The sequence below is a fragment of the Kaistia sp. SLG-1 genome (assembly GCF_059699055.1).
Map to the genome: position 1 here is coordinate 37,406 of NZ_AP048544.1, position 16,541 is coordinate 53,946.

Genomic DNA, 16,541 nt, shown 5'->3' on the forward strand with positions numbered 1-16,541 from the left:
ACGCGCCACCCCGTCGGATTGTCGCCTGACTATATACCGTCCAATCCTTTCATCTCCATTGCGCTCCATCGCCAAAACGCGACGGCGAACAAGAAGAACAGAGGCCGAAAACAGAAAAAACGGTTGAGCGGAAAGCAATGGACCAACCCGGGCGTCCAAGATCCTTGGGGCACGCCGGCCACGGCCGCGAAGCACCGCCGGCTTCAGAGCCCCATCGCCCGGTGCATGGAGCGGGCGAGATGCGCCTCCATCGCCGCGACGGCGGCTTCCGGATCCTGCGCTTCCAGCGCGGCGAGGACGGCGAGGTGCTCCTGCATCGTGTGGACGATCGCCAGCGACGACAGCATGTAGAGCGTGTCGAGGCGGACGACGCAGATCTGCTCCATCATCTGGGCGTGCGAGGCGATCATCAGCGGATTGCGCGTGCCCTCGACCAGCGCGCCGTGAAAGGCGCGGTCGAGCTCGGCCGCGCGCGCGAACAGGACGGATTCGACCACGCCCTCGCGGGCGAGATCGATGATCTCGTCGTGCCGCTGCCGCCATTCGGCGATCTCGCCCATCGTCACCCGCTCGGCGAAGCGCCGGAGCGCCTCCGCCTCGATCACCCGCCGCATCTGGAAGCAATCCTTCAGATGCGCGAGGTCCGGCTTGACGATCTGGATGCCGGAACGCGGCAGGACGACGAGGAAGCCCTCCTGCTCCAGCCGCTGCATCGCCTCGCGCAGCGTGCCGGTCTGCACCTCGAGCAATTCGGCCAGTTCGCCCTGCGAGACCGTCGCGCCAAGCGCGATCCGGCCCGCGAACAGCGCCTCCTTGAAGCGCTGATAGGCGATCTGGCTGAGCTTGGCAGGCGTCTCGCCGGACTGGGTTCTGCGTCTTTCCATGGCGTTGCTATAGCACGGCCATCCCGAAGGAGACAGGCGCACTGTTGCTATCAAAATGCCGATGTGAATAATCAGATGACGATTCTGATTGCATTCAGACGGTGGCAGCGCCGCCGCCGCGCGCAAGCGGGACCGCCATTCGCCGCCCCGGCCCGGGGTGACGCGACTTCCATCGCAGAGATCAGGGACGTGCGCCGCACGTCGGGAGCCACACGTGAAGATCACGGACATCCGCGCCTATATCGTCGAGGACGATCACCCGAAATACGCCTTCCGCTGGCGCGAGGGCCTCGCCGGCTCCGGCGACGGCACGCCGAAGGGCGAGCGCCCGAAATCGGCGATCCTGCGCGTCGATACGGACGAGGGCATCACCGGCGCGATCAAGACCGGCGACGGCGAGGCGATCGCCAGCCTGACCCGCCGGCGGCTCAAGTCGCTGATCGGCGAGAACCCGCTCCTGACCGAGCGGCTCTGGACCAAGATCTGGGAGATCGACCGGATCGAGGAGCTGCACATGCGCGATCTCGGCCTGATCGACCAGCTCGCCTGGGACATCAAGTCGAAGAAGGCGGGACTGCCGCTCTACCAGCTGCTCGGCGGCAATTCCGACCGCATCCAGGCTTATGCCTCGACCGTCACCTTCGAAACGATGGACGCCTATGAGCGCCAGATCAAGGAATGCATCGACGTCGGCTTCACCGCCTTCAAGCTGCATGCCTGGGGCGACGCGAAAGCGGACGCCAGGCTCTGCCACAATCTGCGCAAATGGACCGGCGACGACGCGACGCTGATGTTCGACGGCTCGGCCGGCTGGGATTTCGTCACCGCGCTCTGGTTCGGCCGCCAGCTGGAAGACGCTGGCTTCCACTGGTACGAGGAGCCGATGCGCGAATTCGATCTCCGCAGCTACACGAAGCTGACGGAACAGCTCGACATTCCCGTCCTCGCCGCCGAGACCTCGGACGGCTGCCACTGGAACGCCGCGACCTGGATCGACATGGGCGCGCTCGACATGATGCGCACCTCGTCTTTCTACAAGGGCGGCATCACCGGCGCGATGAAGGTGGCGCATCTGGCGGAATCGCACGGCATGCGGGCGCAGGTGCACGGCATGGGCGTCGCCAACGCGCATATCTGCGGCGCGATCCCCAACAACGATTTCTACGAGCAGCTGGTGATGTCGAGCGAGCACATCGCCGGCCTCGCCACAATGGCAGAGCTGCCTGTTGTTGACGGCTTCATCACCGTGCCCTCGACGCCCGGCCTCGGCCTCGAGCCGGACTGGGCCTATCTCGAGCGCACGGCGCTGGCGATCGTCTGACGGGATAGGGTTGGCCGAGCGCCTGTCCGCCCCGCCGAGCCGTCACTTTCGATCGGACGACTCGGCCCGGCGGCGCTCGGTCTTCTCCCTGCGGCGCCCGGACGCGCCATATCGCACCAGGACGCGCGCCAGATTGCTGAAGCGGCCGCGATAGAGAAGCTCGACCATCGGCGCGACGCGACGCACGCGCTTTCTCTGCCGACGGGGAAGCTCCGGCGTGATTTCGAGGATGTCGGCCCATGCCTGCTGCATCCGCTGCGGTTCGCCAAAGCGCGACCCGGCAATGAAATCCCCGACCGAAGCGCGGAAGAAACGCGGCGCCACATAGTCCCGGATCCAGTATTGATGCAACCGGGGCTGGTTTGGATAGACTTCGAGAAGCTTGCGGTAGTAGATCATCCGCGACTTCGCCATCCGCGCGCTGAACGAGGTCGACGCGGCGTGAATGCGCCATTTGGTCAGGGGCTCGTCGATATAGACGCTGTGGTAGCCCTTGCGGAACAGGCGCAGGAACAGATCGTCGTCCTCATAACCGGCCAGCCGCTCGTCGAAGCGGCCGGCTTCGAGAAACGCCTGCCGTTCGATCAGTGACGCGCCCGGCAGGATGAACATGTCCTGCTCCAGGCAATGCCGCAGCGTCACCTTGGGATGATCCGGACAGAAGATGTCGAGGCAGCGATGCGCGACCATCTGGCCGCCGACATCGACATGGTCGAGATTGCCATAGACCAGCGCGAGACGCGCCGGCGGCACTTCCTGCTCGAACGGTCGCCTCAGCACCTCAAGATGATGCGGATACCATATATCGTCCTGATCCAGCAGAGCGATGTGACTGCTGTGGCATTGATCAATCGCAGCATTTCGCGCCGACGATTGTCCGCCATTTGGCTTGGATATCAGAGTAATCGGCCTGGTCTCGGCCAATTCCCGGACAATATTCGCGCCGCCATCGGTCGACCCGTCATCCACGACGATGATTTCGTCAGGTAGACTCGTCTGAGCGAAAACGCTGTCTATTGCCTCCCGAATATATTTCTCGCCATTATAGAGTGGAATGACCGCAGCGATTGTAATTCTCGTCATCTACTCTCTCTCAATAACTGGCAGAAAATTCCGTAAACTCGACGATACCACTTGACGCTCAGACAGCCACCGTCCACCCATGTAATCCGGAGCGTACAACAGCATCCATTTGGTTGACAGGCATATGAAGTTGAAAAAGTTGCGCAAGGTTGTACCGGCCTTTCACATGGTCGACGCCCTGTGGTGCGACCAACATGGCGTCTTCGTGAAGGGGTGGGCGCACGTCTCCGATACCGCGCCGCGCGCCATCCACCTGAAGAGCGGCGCGACACGGGTCTCGACCACCGAGTTCTCGGATCGCCCGGATCTGCTGACCCACTATCCGCGGCTCGATTCAACCCGCTGCGGCTTCGCCCTCTACCTGCCGTGCCCGCCCTTCCGGCCCGTGACGCTGGAGGTGGAAAGCTCGCTTGGCACCGTCGAGATCGACGTCACCGCCCTCCCCCCGGACCATCCGCAGAACGCCATTCCCGACGGCGGCGCGGCCCCGCAGGACCAGTTCACGGCGGCGATGAAACAGATTCGCGGCACCGTGCTCGAGATCGGCGCCCGGACGGTCAGCCCGGGCGCGGTTCTGAACGCGTCGCTGTTCGAGCCCGAATGCACGTTCATCGGCTTCGACATTCACGCAGCGCCCGGCGTCGACATCGTCGGCGACGCCCATTTCCTCGGTGACTACGTCGAACCCGCCTCCCTCGATGGCGTGTTCTCCCACGCCGTGGTCGAGCATCTCGCCTATCCGTGGCTGCTCGCCGCCGAGATCAACAAGGTGCTGAAGGTCGGCGGGCTGACGATGCACTCGGTGCCGCACTCCTTCCCCCTGCACGAACTGCCCAACGATTTCTGGCGGATGTCGAGCGAGGGATTGAAGGTGCTTTTCTCACCGAGCCTGGGCTTCGAGGTGCTGGCATGCGGCATGGCCGAGCCGGTGCGGATGCTGGTGCAGCCGTCCTTACGGGAGGGTCCGATGCTGGAGTTCCCGCTGCATGACGGCATGACCATGTCCTGGATCCTGGCCCGAAAGATCTTCGACCTCCCTGAAGGCGCGGTCGCATGGCCGGTCGCCCGGGAGCTCTCCCTGCAACAAGCCATGGCCTATCCGTCCCACACCGACGCCTGAACGATCGCTAGCCCCAAAAACTGTCGCTACCCCCCGGAGCGAATGAGACAAAATGAACGTCCGCTTTCCTGATGGCCGGCAGCCGCCGGCAGCCTTCGCATGTCCCGTCTGCTCCGACCCCGATCCAAAGCCGTTCGTCGCCGCGGTGGATAGTGTCCAGCCAACGCCGCAGGCCGGGCGGGAACTCCATCTCTATCGCTGCGATCGCTGCCAGTCGCTGACCTACCACCCCTTTCCGGAGATCGACTACACCCAGCACACCGCGTCCGAACTGACCGTCCGCGACTATGTCGAGTTCAATGGCGCGATCGACCTGGTGGCGAGGAACCTGCTCCGGGTCATTCCCGACGAGGGCGGGACCGGCCGGCTGCTCGATATCGGCTGCGGCTTCGGCTTCGGCATGGACGCCATCCGCAGCATTGCCGGATGGGAGGTCCGGGGCTACGAGCCGTCGCCCTACGGGAAGCTCGGAAGGGAACAGCTCGGGCTCGATATCGTCAGCGACTTCGCGGCGAAGAACGACGGATCGAGCGCGCTGTTCGACATCGTCCATTGCTCGGAAGTCATCGAGCACATCCATGACCCCGGCGAATTCGTGGGGATCCTCGCCTCCTATCTGAAAGAGGACGGCGTGCTGGTGCTGACGACGCCGGATGCCGGTCGCATCGCGCGGGGAACGGACCCGAGCACCCTGCTCGCCCTCCTGTCACCCGGCGCCCATACGATCCTCTACAGCCCGGAAGGCCTGGCACGGGTCCTGCGCGACGCCGGTTTCGCGCATGTCGAGATCGACCGGAGCGCGGCGAGCATGCTCGTCTACGCCTCGCGGGAGCCGCTCCGCTTCCAGCAGCGATCGCCGGAGGCGGTCGCCGAACGCCTGCACCGGCATCTGCGGGACAAGCTCGCGCGCGCCACACCGGGCTCCCCGCTGGAGATCGGATTGCGCTATCGCCTGTTCCGCGGCGCGCTGGATGCCGGCGACTATCCGCTCGCCGAGGCGGCCTTCACGCCGAGGCTTGCAGATGCCGCGCCGAGGCTGGACGACATCGAGACGCCAGCGCAGTTCGCGGCGCGCTGGCCGATCTGCATCGCCGCCTCGACCTATTATCTCGGCATGCTGATGCTGCTGCATCGCGGCGACTATCCGGGGGCCGCGCGTCACTTCCGCGCCGCCGCCCGCCTCTGCCAGGCCAAGATGACCCTCTCCGCCGCGACGGCCGTGGTCGAGACCGACCTGTTGTGGCGGGCCGTCTATCACGAGGCCCTGGCGCTTTCCTATGCGGGGGAACCGCTCCGTGCGCTGGCGCGGCTCGCGAGCTTCGTCGATTTCGGCGGCGAGGCGAGCCCGCCCGTGCCGGCCAATCTCCACGCGCCGGTCCTCGCGCTCCGGAACAAGCTGGCCGAGCTGGATAGCGAGGTCCAGAAAGCAAAAAGGCCACGGAAACCGTGGCCTTTTTGAAGTTCCGGTGGGTGACCGGAAAATTGGAGCGGGTGAAGCGATTCGAACGCTCGACCCTAACCTTGGCAAGGTTATGCTCTACCCCTGAGCTACACCCGCATCCGTCCGGCGCGCCGGCATGCGCACCTTATGACCCAAGCCCGGACCGATTGCAAGAGAGCCGCGAGCGGTCCACAGGGCGATCGTCGCCGCCATCCGCCGGGCCGGAAAACCGCGGGGAATCCGCGCGGTACGGACGGAACAGCCGGCCGGCGAACCGCTGAGCCGGCGCAAAAATCTCGTTAGAAATCACAGATAAACCGAGGCCGCCTCACGTCCAGCCAAGGCAACCGGGACGACAAAAAGCAAAAAGGCCACGGAAACCGTGGCCTTTTTGAGCATCCGGTGGGTGACCGGAAGTATTGGAGCGGGTGAAGCGATTCGAACGCTCGACCCTAACCTTGGCAAGGTTATGCTCTACCCCTGAGCTACACCCGCTTCTCGCCGGCACCGCCAGCGTGGGCACCTTATGACCGAAGCCGGAATCGATTGCAAGAGGGTTTTTCCATCCGATTTGAGCCAGAAAGATGCCATGCCGTTGCCACGATGCGAGACCTTTTTACCGCAGCGCACGCGTCATGCTGTCCCCTCGGGGCGACGCCGGCTGATTTGGAATGGTCAGCCTCAAAAGCCGGTGCTATGCCGCCGTCGAGGGTCAAGCCAGGGGTGGCTGAGATAATGGATCGGGCAGGTTCCCGCGTCGATCCGCATCTCTTGAGGATACCCATGAACAAGCTTCTTCTCGCCGGCGCAGCGCTCCTCGCCCTTACGGGCGCAGCCGCAGCGGCAGATCTCACCTACGAGCCGGCACCGGCGCCGGCCCCCGTCGTGACCGAAGCCGCCTTCGACTGGACCGGCTTCTATGTCGGTGTGCATGGCGGCGCGCTGTTCGGCGACTTCACCGGCGATCTCAACGGACTGAGCAGCACCGGCGGCCTCATCGGCGCGCAGGCGGGCTACAACTACCAGATCGACCATTGGGTGATCGGCGTCGAGACGGACTTCGCCTATTCGTCGCTGAAGGACGTCGCCGAACTGCAGTGGCTCGGCAAGACCACGGCCCGCGCCGGTTACGCCTGGGACAAGTTCCTGGTCTACGCCAAGGGCGGCGTCGCCTATGGCGATCTGAAGTTCGCCGACGAGAGCCAGTGGGCGGTCGGCTGGACGGCAGGCGCCGGCGTCGAATACGCCTTCACCAAGAACCTGACCGCCCGCCTCGAGTACGACTATGTCGACCTCGGCAAGAAGGACATCGGCAACTTCACGCCGGTCGTCAATGGCGGCGCCACCGGCTCCGCGGTCACGGCCGGCCTGAACTTCAAGTTCTGATCGGTTTCGACGGAATGCCCTGGAAAGCCCGGCCCCGCGCCGGGCTTTCCTTTGTCCGGCTCAGCGATGCCCGCTTGCCCGGCCGGCGCCGGCATGCTTCATCTCGGCGTTCCGCGAGGGGATGAAGATGACGGCGACGCAGGACGACCTTTTCCGCTTTCTCGACGAGCTCGGCATCGAGACGACAACGGTGGAGCATCCCCCGCTCTTTACCGTCGAGCAGTCGCAGGGCCTGCGCGGCGCGATCGCCGGTCGGCACAGCAAGAATCTGTTCCTGAAGGACAAGAAGGGCGCGATCTTCCTCGTCGTTGCCGAGGAGGACGCCGCGATCGACCTGAAGCGGCTGCATGAACGGATCGGCGCCTCCGGCCGCCTCTCCTTCGGCTCGGCCGAATTGATGCAGGAACTGCTCGGCGTGACGCCGGGCTCGGTCACGCCCTTCGGCGTTCTGAACGACCGCGAGGCGCGGGTCCAGGTGGTGCTCGACGAGGCGCTGGCGGCGCCCGGCCCGGTCAATTTCCACCCGCTCGTCAACACCGCGACGACGACGATCGCCGCCCCCGACCTGGTCGCCTTCCTGCGCGCCACCGGTCACGAGCCGCTTTTGCTGTCCTTTTCGCCCGCATCCGCCAGTCCGGATTTGTAAAATCGGGTTCGAAGCGCCATCTTCTCCCCCGACATGCCGGCGCGAGAGCCGGTTCCGCGACGATTGAGGCAATCCTTATGAACCAGCCCAGCTTCAGCATCGGCGACACCGCCGCGACCTCGGCGAATGGCGCCGAGGCGCTGATCAAGGAAACGACGACCAACAACTTCGCCAAGGACGTGCTGGACGAATCGCGCCGGCAGCCGGTGCTGGTCGACTTCTGGGCGCCCTGGTGCGGCCCGTGCAAGCAGCTGACGCCGGTGATCGAGAAGGTCGTGCAGAACGCGCGCGGCACGGTGAAGCTGGTCAAGATGAACATCGACGACCATCCGCAGATCGCCGGCCAGCTCGGCATCCAGTCGATCCCGGCCGTCATCGCCTTCGTCGATGGCCGCCCGGTCGACGGCTTCATGGGCGCGCTGCCCGAGAGCCAGGTGAAGGAATTCATCGAGCGCGTGGCCGGTCCCGCCGGCGGCGCCGAGCTCGAGGCGGCGCTCGCCGAGGCGGATGCCCGCGTCGAGCAGGGTGATTTCGCGGCGGCGTCGGAAATCTACGCCGCCATCCTCGCCGCCGAGCCGGACACGTTCCGCGCGCTGATCGGCCTGGTGCGCTGCGACGTGGCGACTGGCAATATCGACGCCGCCCGCGAGCTGCTCGATTCGCTTCCCGAGGAGAAGGCGAACGACCCGGCCGTGACCGGGTTGCGCGCCCAGATCGCGCTCGCCGACCAGGTCGCCGATCTCGGCGAGGAAGGCGAGCTCCGCGCCCGGATCGAGAGCAACCCCAAGGACTACGACGCCCGCTTCGAACTGGCGCTGCTGCTCAACGCCAAGGACCAGCGCGAGGACGCCGCCGATCTGCTCCTTGACATTTTCCGGCTGAATCGCAGTTGGGAAGATGACAAGGCCCGCAAGCAGCTCGTGCAGTTTTTCGAGGCGTGGGGCCCGACCGACGAAACGACGCTCTATGGGCGCCGCCGTCTTTCTTCCCTGCTGTTTTCCTGAAGGCGCCATTCGGATGCAGGTAGGCAATGCCACCTATGAAGGCCCGGACGATCTCCCCGATGTGATTCCGGTTTTCCCGCTGCCCGAGGCCTTGTTGCTGCCGCGCGGACAGATGCCGCTCAACATCTTCGAGCCGCGCTATATGGCGATGGTCGATCACGCCATGGCGGGGAACCGCATCATCGGCATGGTGCAGCCGCTCGCCCAGCCGGAATCGGAGGAGGGCGGCGAAGCCGGCGAGCTGTTCGCCGTCGGCTGCGCCGGCCGCATCACCTCCTATGCCGAGACGGGCGACGGCCGCTACATGATCTGCCTGACCGGCATCAGCCGGTTTCGCATCCTCGAGGAAGTCGAGCCCGAAGAGGGTTTTCGGCGCGCCCGCGTGACGGCGGCGGATTTCACCGCCGACTTCATCGAGGACGCCGGATCCGAGACGGTCGACCGCACGCACCTTCTCGATACGTTCCGCCTCTATCTCGACGCCAACCATCTGGAAGCGGACTGGGACAGCATCGAGAAGGCGTCGAACGAGACGCTGGTCAACGCGCTGTCGATGATGAGCCCCTATGGCATGGCCGAGAAACAGGCCCTGCTCGAGGCGCCCGACCTGAAGACGCGCTCGGAGACGCTGATCGCGCTGACCGAGGTATCGCTCGCCCGCCGCAGCGGCGGCGCGCCGTCGCAGCTGCAATAGAACTTTTCATCGTTTCGCCGAAACGATGAAAAGTTCTAACTATTCGTTGGTCGCGTTTTCTTCACGCGAACCGGTGTCCACTTCGCTCGAAAACGCTCCGGGAGACAGCCATGGTGCATGTCGAACGACCGGCGAGCCGGATCGACGGCAAGCTCCTGGAGCTGCTCGTCTGCCCGCTCACCAAGATGACGCTGGAATACGACCACCAGCGCCAGGAGCTGGTCAGCCGCGCCGCGCGCCTCGCCTACCCGATCCGCGACGGCATCCCGATCCTGCTGCCGGACGAAGCGCGGCCGATCTAGGGACTGGCCTCCGGGCTTCCAGTCCCATCAACCGGCTCACCATCATCCTGAGTGTCTGGCCCATAATGCAGGGACACGTACCTTTCACCTCTCCCTGAGGGAGAGGTCGACGCACGAAGTGCGGCGGGTGAGGGTTTACGGCCTCACCGGATGGTTTCCTAAACCCTCACCCGGAGCTTCGCTCCGACCTCTCCCTCAGGGAGAGGTAAGGGGCAAAGCGCTCGAGCGGGAAATCGTGCTCGCGTGTTGAATTGCGGGCCGGACACTGAGGTGCTTCGCGTCAGCGAAGCCTCGAAGGACGATCCAGCGGAGCATTTCGGCTGCGGAAATCCCCCTTCAGGGCGTTCTCTGGCCCCTCCTTCGAGGCCCGGCTGCGCCGGGCACCTCAGGATGATGGTCGAGTCCAGGGATGCAAAAAGGTCCAGGGATGACCCGAGGCTCTAGGCCTTGCCGAGATGCTTCGGCCAGAATGCCTGATGGACTTCGGCGGCTTCGTCTTCGAGATTGGTCGGGCCGACCACGGTGACGATGCGCGCGCCGGTTTCCAGCACCGCGCGGCTCGGCACGTTCAACCCGATCCCGGCAATCTCGCCAAGCCGCGCTTCGGAGCACGCAAACACCATGCGCCCGATGCCCGACCAGTAGATCGCCCCGGAGCACATCGCGCACGGCTCGGTGCTGGTGTAGAGCGTGCAGTCGGCGAGAAAAGCCGTGTCATAGCGCTGCGCCGCCATTTTGATCAGGTTCAACTCGGCATGGTTCGTCATGTCGTGGCCGGTGAAGACGCTGTTTTCGGCACGCAGGATGACGTCGCCCTGCTTGACCAGCACGGAGCCGAACGGCTCGTCGCCGCGGTCCATCGCGGATTTCGACAGGGCAATCGCTTCGCGTAGGAACCGCTCGTGCCTATCCATCAAAGTCTCCCCAAAAGCTGGCGCGGGAGGCAACCCGGCTGCAGAGCCTATATCGCCTCGCCGCGCAGCAGGCGCGGGCCGGACGTGCCGACGTCGGAGGCCGTGCCGATGAAGCTCTCCTTCAGGCGCGGCAGCCGGTCGACCAGGCCGAGGCCGACATCGCGAACAATCCGGAGCGCCGGATTGTCGTTCGAGAACAGCCGCGTCAGCCCGTCGGTCATGATCCCCATCTGCACCGTATCGAAGCGGCGCCAGCGCTCGTAGCGCTCCAGAATGTCGAGCGTGCCGGGATCGAGGCCGAGGCGAGCCGCCTCGACCACCGTCTCGGCCAGCGCCGCCGCGTCCTTGAAACCGAGATTGAGGCCCTGCCCCGCGATCGGATGGATCGCGTGCGCGGCGTCGCCGACCAGCGCGACGCGCGGCTTGACGAAGGCGCGGGCGAGCTTGAGGCCGATCGGATAGGCGCGGCGCGGACCGACCGGCTCGATCGCGCCGAGCTGATGGCCGAAACGGCGCTCGAGTTCCAACTGGAAAGTGAAATCGTCCGCCCGGACCAGCCGGTCGGCGCTCTCCGTGCTCTCCGACCAGACCAGCGACGAGCGATTGCCGGGCAGCGGCAGGATGGCGAACGGGCCGGCCGGCAGGAAGTGCTCGACCGCGCGGCCGTTATGCGGCCGCTCGTGCTCGACCGTGGTGACGATGCCCGACTGGCCATAGGACCAGCCGACGGTGCGGATGCCGGCGAGATCGCGCAGCCGCGACCTGGCGCCGTCGGCGGCGACCAGCAGGCGGGCCTTGATCGTCCGGCCGCCGGCGAGCCTTGCCGCGACATGCGACGAATGGGTGACGAAATCGACCACCGATTCGCTGGCGACGAGGTTGACGCCGGCGGCCGACGCGGCCTCGGTCAGCGCGCCGACCAGCGCCCCGTTCGGCACCATGTGGGCGAAGGGCTCGCCATCGCCGACCGAGCCGGAAAAGGTCAGGAACACCGGACGCACCGCGTCGCGCAACTTGCTGTCGGTGACGATCATCTCGGTGATCGGCTGGCTGGTCGCGGCGATCGTCTCCCAGATGCCGAGCTGCTCCAGCATCCGCTTCGCCGCCGCCGCGATCGCCGAGGCGCGGCCATCACGCGATCCCGCGCTGGCGGGAGCCGGATCGACCACCGTCACGGAGAGCGAGGGGGCGCCCTGCTTCAGCGCCAGCGCCGTGCACAATCCGACATAGCCGCCGCCGGCGATCAGCACGTCGATGACGGGTTCTTCGTGTTCACGCACGCCCATGAGGATCCGTCCCTTCCGGCACTCCGCCGCTTGACTTGACCGGCCATCGGCCGCAACACCAACTCTCGATCCGCCTCCTGCAAGACAAGACCCCAAGACAAGTCCCTGCCCGCATGATCGACGACCTCCTCTCGATACTCGATCTGGAACCGCTGGAACACAATCTGTTCCGGGGTCGCAGCTTTGATCCCGGCTGGCAGCGCGTCTTCGGCGGCCAGGTCATCGGCCAGTCGCTGGTCGCCGCCTCGCGCACCGTCGAGGCTGACCGGCCGGTGCATTCGATGCACTGCTATTTCCTGCGCCTCGGCGATCCTGCAGCCCCGATCATCTACGAGGTCGAGCGGGTCCGCGACGGCGGCAGTTTCTCGACGCGGCGCGTCGTCGCGATCCAGCACGGCCGCACCATCTTCGTCATGTCGGCCTCCTTCCACATCCGCGAAGAGGGCTTCGACCACCAGATCGCCATGCCGGACGTGCCGCCGCCGGAAGACCTGCCGGTCGACGGGCCGCAGACCGCCGCCCTGCTCGACGGCGCGCCGGAGGGCGTTCGGCGCTACTGGGAGCGGCTCCGGCCGATCGAGCTCCGGCCAGTCGACCTCGAGGGCTACTTTACCCGCGCCGAGCCGCGGCTCGGCCACGCGATCTGGCTCCGGGCCAAGACCTCGATCGGCGACGATCCGGTGCTGAACAGCTGCGTCCTCGCCTATGCGTCGGACCTGACGCTGCTCGACACCACCCTGCTCGCGCATGGCCGCTCCGCCTTCGATCCGAGCGTGCAGGTGGCGAGCCTCGACCACGCCATATGGTTCCATCGGCCGTTCCGCATCGACGACTGGCTGCTCTATGTCGAGGACAGCCCCTCGGCCTTCGGCGCGCGCGGTTTCAATCGCGGCAGCCTGTTCGATCGCCGCGGCGTCCTCGTCGCCTCGGTGGCGCAGGAAGGGCTTGTCCGCCCGGTCGAGCCGTCGGCGCACAATTCGCTGGCGCTGACCCGGCCCTCGAAGCCTAATAATTAGGCAAAACCTTCCGATTGACTGCCCAAGAGGCAGAAATTGCGGCCAGACCGGGGCATTGCCTCGGATCGAGGCCGTTCGGCTGACGCGCTTTTGCGCGTTTCGCATTTTTTCCCGACGCCCGCGCTGACTTGGCACGGACCTTGAATGGTCCTTGCCAGCGAACGCCGCCGCGTGGCCGCTCCGGACAAAACCCGGGTCAGCCGCACGGTCCCTGAGCTTTCAGAGAAGGGAATCGGAACACATGCAAATCGTGATGGCGATCATCAAGCCGTTCAAGCTGGACGAGGTCCGCGACGCCCTGACGGCGATCGGCGTCCAGGGCCTGACGGTGACGGAAGTGAAGGGCTACGGCCGCCAGAAGGGCCATACCGAAATCTATCGCGGCGCCGAATACGCGGTCAGCTTCCTGCCGAAGCTGAAGATCGAGGTCGCCGTGGCGTCCGAGGCGGTCGACGCCGTGGTCGAGGCGATCGCCTCCGCCGCAAAGACCGGCCAGATCGGCGACGGCAAGATCTTCGTCTACCAGATCGAACAGGCCGTCCGCATCCGCACCGGCGAGACCGATACCGACGCCCTCTAGCGCTCCCGCCCGCGCCGGGAGGCGCTGACGGATCCGACATCACATCGAACAACCGCCGCGAGAAGGGCGTGTCCCGGGCGCCGGCAGCCGACCCCAGGTCGGTTCGACAGGAGAGGTTCCATGAAGCTTCGAAATGCTCTTTCCCTTGTGGGCGCGGGTGGCGCGCTCCTCGCATCGGCGGTCGTCGCCTTTGCCCAGGACGCCACAGAGCCGGCCGTCCAGGCGACCGACGCGGCCGTTGCCGCCGCCACGCCGACGCTGAACTCCGGCGACACCGCCTGGATGCTGGTCTCGACCATCCTGGTCCTCGCCATGATCGTCCCCGGCGTGGCGCTGTTCTACGGCGGCCTCGTGCGCGCCAAGAACATGCTGTCGGTGCTGATGCAGGTGCTGCTGATCGCCTGCGTCGCGATGATCATCTGGGTCTTCTACGGCTACAGCCTCGCCTTCACCGATGGCGGCGCGCTGATCGGCGGCCTGTCGAAGGCGTTCCTCGCCGGCATCAAGCCGGACACGCTCTCCGGCACGATCCCGGAATATGTCTTCCTGTCGTTCCAGATGACCTTCGCGGCGATCACCGCGACCCTCGTCGTCGGCTCCTTCGCCGAGCGCACGAAGTTCGCCGCCGTGATGCTGTTCATGGTCCTCTGGATCACCGTGATCTACCTGCCGATCGCCCACTCGGTCTGGCAGTCGACCGGCTGGCTGTTCAAGCGCGGCGCGCTTGATTTCGCCGGCGGCACCGTCGTCCACATCAATGCCGGTATCGCCGGCCTGGTCGGCGCCCTGATCATCGGCAAGCGTGCCGGCCTCGGCAAGGACCTGATGCCGCCCCATTCGCTGACCCTCTCCATGGTCGGCGCCGCCCTGCTCTGGGTCGGCTGGTTCGGCTTCAACGCCGGTTCGGCGCTGACCGCCGGCGCGGTTGCCGGTCTCGCCACGATCAACACCTTCGTCGCGACGGCCGCCGCCGCCATCGGCTGGTCGCTGATCGAATGGGTCGTCCGCGGCAAGCCCTCGATGCTGGGCGCGATCTCGGGCGTCGTCACCGGCCTCGTCGCCGTCACCCCGGCCGCCGGCTTCATCGGACCGGCCGGCGCCATCGTCCTGGGCTTCATCGCCTCGTTCATCTGCTTCTTCTTCGTCACCACGGTGAAGAACACCTTCGGCTATGACGACAGCCTGGACGTCTTCGGCATCCACGGCGTCGGCGGCATCGTCGGCGCCCTTGCCACCGGCATCCTGGTCAGCCCGTCGCTCGGCGGCGTCGGCGTCACCGACTACCAGATGGGCCACCAGCTCTGGGTCCAAATCGAAGGCGTGCTGTTCACGCTGGTCTGGTCCGGCGTCGGCTCGGCGATCCTCTACAAGATCGTCGACGTCATCGTCGGCCTCCGCGTCCGTCCGGAAGTGGAGAGCGAAGGCCTCGACATCGTCGAGCACGGCGAGCGCGCCTACCACAGCTGATCCGGCCGGGCGCCCCGGCGCCCGACCTTTCCCAAAAACAACACCTTCCCAGAAAAACACTTTCCAGAGACGGCGAGACCCCGGCCCAGCGGCCGGGGTCTTTTTTTCGCCGCACCTCGGGGATGGTTAAAGCCGGCTTAACCAACGGCCGCTTAGGGTCGAATTATCAGTCTTCGAAAACAAGGATCGGCGTCATGCTCGGCCCGACGAGCGCCCGTCAAGCGACCTCTCCCTTTGCCCGCCTGAACGAGCGGCTGGCCGGCGTGGCCCCTGGCCTCCCGCCGATCAACCTGACCATCGGCGAGCCGCAGCATCCCGTGCCCGCCTTCGTGGCGCCGGTGATCGCGGAGAACATCGCGCTGTTCGGACGCTACCCGCCCATGCGCGGCACCGACGCCTTCCGCGGCACCGTCGCCCGCTGGCTCGACCGTCGCTATTCCCTCGGAACCGCGATCGCCCCCGAGCGCATGGTGCTGCCGCTGAACGGTTCGCGCGAGGGCCTGGTGCTCGCAGCGCTTGCCGCCCGCCAGCGCCGGCCCGAGATCGACCGGCCGGTCGTGCTGCTGCCCAATCCGTTCTACCAGGCCTATGCCGCCGGCGCGGAAGTGGCCGGCGCCGAGATCGTGCTGCTCGACGACGGCGCCGACGGACGCGCCATCCCCGATCTCGGCCGGATCTGCGAGGACGTGCTTTCGCGCACCATCGCCCTCTACATCGCCTCGCCGGCCGCGCCCCAGGGCGACGTCGCGACGCTCGACGACTGGACGCGGGTCCTGGAGACGGCGCGCCGCTTCGGCTTCATGGTCTTCGCCGACGAATGCTATTCCGAGATCTACCGCGACGCGCCGCCGCCCGGCGTGCTGCAGGCGGCCGACCGGCTCGGCGACGGCTATGCCGGCGTCCTGACTTTCCACTCGCTCTCCAAGCGCTCGAACCTGCCGGGGCTGCGCTGCGGCTTCGTCTCCGGCGACCCGGATTTCCTGGCCACATGGATGCGCTTCCGCAACATCGCGGCGCCGCAGGTGCCGGGGCCGATCCAGGCCGTCGCGGTCGCCGCCTACGAGGACGAGAGCCACGTCGCCGAGAACCGGGCGCTCTACAACGCGAAATACGAAGCCGCCGCCGCGATCCTCGGTCCGAACGTCCGGCCGAAGACGCCGGCGGGCGGTTTCTTTCTCTGGCTCGAGGTCGGCGACGGCGAGGACGCGGCGGTGCGGCTCTGGCAGGAAGCCGGCGTCCGCACCATTCCCGGCGCCTATCTGGCGCTGCCACGCCCCGACGGCTCCAATCCCGGCACGCCCTATATTCGCGTCGCCATGGTTCAGGATCTCGCCACCACCCAGGAAGCGCTCACCCGCATGGCGCGTGTTCTCGGCTAGAAGCGCAAAGGACATGAC

At 66.2% G+C, this 16,541-nt stretch carries 16 protein-coding genes and 2 tRNA genes; 12 read left to right on the forward strand and 6 right to left on the reverse strand.

Annotation, left to right across the window (positions count from 1 at the left end; genetic code table 11):
- Positions 1–203: 203 nt before the first annotated feature.
- Positions 204–884, reverse strand: a complete 681-nt coding sequence (locus AC6HZP_RS00140; protein ID WP_497524931.1) for a GntR family transcriptional regulator — start codon at positions 882–884, stop codon at positions 204–206.
- A gap of 214 nt (positions 885–1,098) precedes the next feature.
- Here AC6HZP_RS00140 and AC6HZP_RS00145 point away from each other — a divergent pair, with 214 nt between their 5' ends.
- Positions 1,099–2,205, forward strand: a complete 1,107-nt coding sequence (locus AC6HZP_RS00145; protein WP_497524932.1) for an enolase C-terminal domain-like protein — start codon at positions 1,099–1,101, stop codon at positions 2,203–2,205.
- A gap of 42 nt (positions 2,206–2,247) precedes the next feature.
- Here AC6HZP_RS00145 and AC6HZP_RS00150 read toward each other — a convergent pair whose 3' ends face one another.
- Positions 2,248–3,288: a glycosyltransferase family 2 protein gene (locus AC6HZP_RS00150; protein ID WP_497524933.1), complete on the reverse strand. Its 1,041-nt coding sequence runs from the start codon at positions 3,286–3,288 to the stop codon at positions 2,248–2,250.
- 124 nt (positions 3,289–3,412) lie between these two features.
- On the opposite strand from AC6HZP_RS00150, the gene AC6HZP_RS00155 reads away from it, so the two are divergent.
- A complete protein-coding gene (locus AC6HZP_RS00155; RefSeq protein ID WP_497524934.1) occupies positions 3,413–4,408 on the forward strand; it encodes a methyltransferase domain-containing protein in 996 nt (331 codons plus the stop codon).
- Between the two features lie 52 nt (positions 4,409–4,460).
- Entirely contained in the window at positions 4,461–5,867 is a 1,407-nt protein-coding gene (locus AC6HZP_RS00160; protein WP_497524935.1) for a class I SAM-dependent methyltransferase, read from the forward strand.
- 24 nt (positions 5,868–5,891) lie between these two features.
- Here the strand turns inward: AC6HZP_RS00160 and AC6HZP_RS00165 are convergent.
- Positions 5,892–5,966, reverse strand: a tRNA-Gly gene (locus AC6HZP_RS00165).
- A gap of 303 nt (positions 5,967–6,269) precedes the next feature.
- Positions 6,270–6,344, reverse strand: a tRNA-Gly gene (locus AC6HZP_RS00170).
- A 288-nt stretch (positions 6,345–6,632) separates the two neighbouring features.
- Here AC6HZP_RS00170 and AC6HZP_RS00175 point away from each other — a divergent pair.
- The 5 genes from AC6HZP_RS00175 to AC6HZP_RS00195 all read left to right on the forward strand — a co-directional run bounded on the left by AC6HZP_RS00175 (position 6,633) and on the right by AC6HZP_RS00195 (position 9,881).
- Positions 6,633–7,235: an outer membrane protein gene (locus tag AC6HZP_RS00175; protein ID WP_201401507.1), complete on the forward strand. Its 603-nt coding sequence runs from the start codon at positions 6,633–6,635 to the stop codon at positions 7,233–7,235.
- A 127-nt stretch (positions 7,236–7,362) separates the two neighbouring features.
- Positions 7,363–7,881: a prolyl-tRNA synthetase associated domain-containing protein gene (locus AC6HZP_RS00180; RefSeq protein WP_497524936.1), complete on the forward strand. Its 519-nt coding sequence runs from the start codon at positions 7,363–7,365 to the stop codon at positions 7,879–7,881.
- 77 nt (positions 7,882–7,958) lie between these two features.
- Positions 7,959–8,885, forward strand: a complete 927-nt coding sequence (gene trxA / locus AC6HZP_RS00185) for a thioredoxin (protein ID WP_497524937.1) — start codon at positions 7,959–7,961, stop codon at positions 8,883–8,885.
- Between the two features lie 13 nt (positions 8,886–8,898).
- Complete coding sequence (locus AC6HZP_RS00190; RefSeq protein ID WP_497524938.1) at positions 8,899–9,579, forward strand: LON peptidase substrate-binding domain-containing protein; 681 nt, start codon at positions 8,899–8,901, stop codon at positions 9,577–9,579.
- Positions 9,580–9,689: 110 nt separating this feature from the next.
- Complete coding sequence (locus AC6HZP_RS00195; RefSeq protein ID WP_201401511.1) at positions 9,690–9,881, forward strand: Trm112 family protein; 192 nt, start codon at positions 9,690–9,692, stop codon at positions 9,879–9,881.
- A gap of 440 nt (positions 9,882–10,321) precedes the next feature.
- Here AC6HZP_RS00195 and AC6HZP_RS00200 read toward each other — a convergent pair whose 3' ends face one another.
- Positions 10,322–10,795: a nucleoside deaminase gene (locus tag AC6HZP_RS00200; protein ID WP_497524939.1), complete on the reverse strand. Its 474-nt coding sequence runs from the start codon at positions 10,793–10,795 to the stop codon at positions 10,322–10,324.
- 47 nt (positions 10,796–10,842) lie between these two features.
- The gene (locus AC6HZP_RS00205; protein WP_497524940.1) at positions 10,843–12,081 is read right to left on the reverse strand and encodes a ubiquinone biosynthesis hydroxylase; all 1,239 of its coding nucleotides are present in this window, start codon (positions 12,079–12,081) and stop codon (positions 10,843–10,845) included.
- 113 nt (positions 12,082–12,194) lie between these two features.
- Between AC6HZP_RS00205 and tesB the strand changes: the two genes are divergently transcribed.
- From tesB to AC6HZP_RS00225, 4 genes are all read left to right on the forward strand, one after another.
- Positions 12,195–13,097 (forward strand): acyl-CoA thioesterase II, encoded by a 903-nt coding sequence (gene tesB / locus AC6HZP_RS00210; protein ID WP_497524941.1) that lies wholly within the window; start codon positions 12,195–12,197, stop codon positions 13,095–13,097.
- Between the two features lie 241 nt (positions 13,098–13,338).
- The gene (locus AC6HZP_RS00215; protein ID WP_201401515.1) at positions 13,339–13,677 is read left to right on the forward strand and encodes a P-II family nitrogen regulator; all 339 of its coding nucleotides are present in this window, start codon (positions 13,339–13,341) and stop codon (positions 13,675–13,677) included.
- A gap of 120 nt (positions 13,678–13,797) precedes the next feature.
- The gene (locus tag AC6HZP_RS00220) at positions 13,798–15,144 is read left to right on the forward strand and encodes an ammonium transporter (RefSeq protein WP_497524942.1); all 1,347 of its coding nucleotides are present in this window, start codon (positions 13,798–13,800) and stop codon (positions 15,142–15,144) included.
- Between the two features lie 194 nt (positions 15,145–15,338).
- A complete protein-coding gene (locus AC6HZP_RS00225; protein WP_497524943.1) occupies positions 15,339–16,523 on the forward strand; it encodes an aminotransferase class I/II-fold pyridoxal phosphate-dependent enzyme in 1,185 nt (394 codons plus the stop codon).
- Positions 16,524–16,541 lie beyond the last annotated feature (18 nt).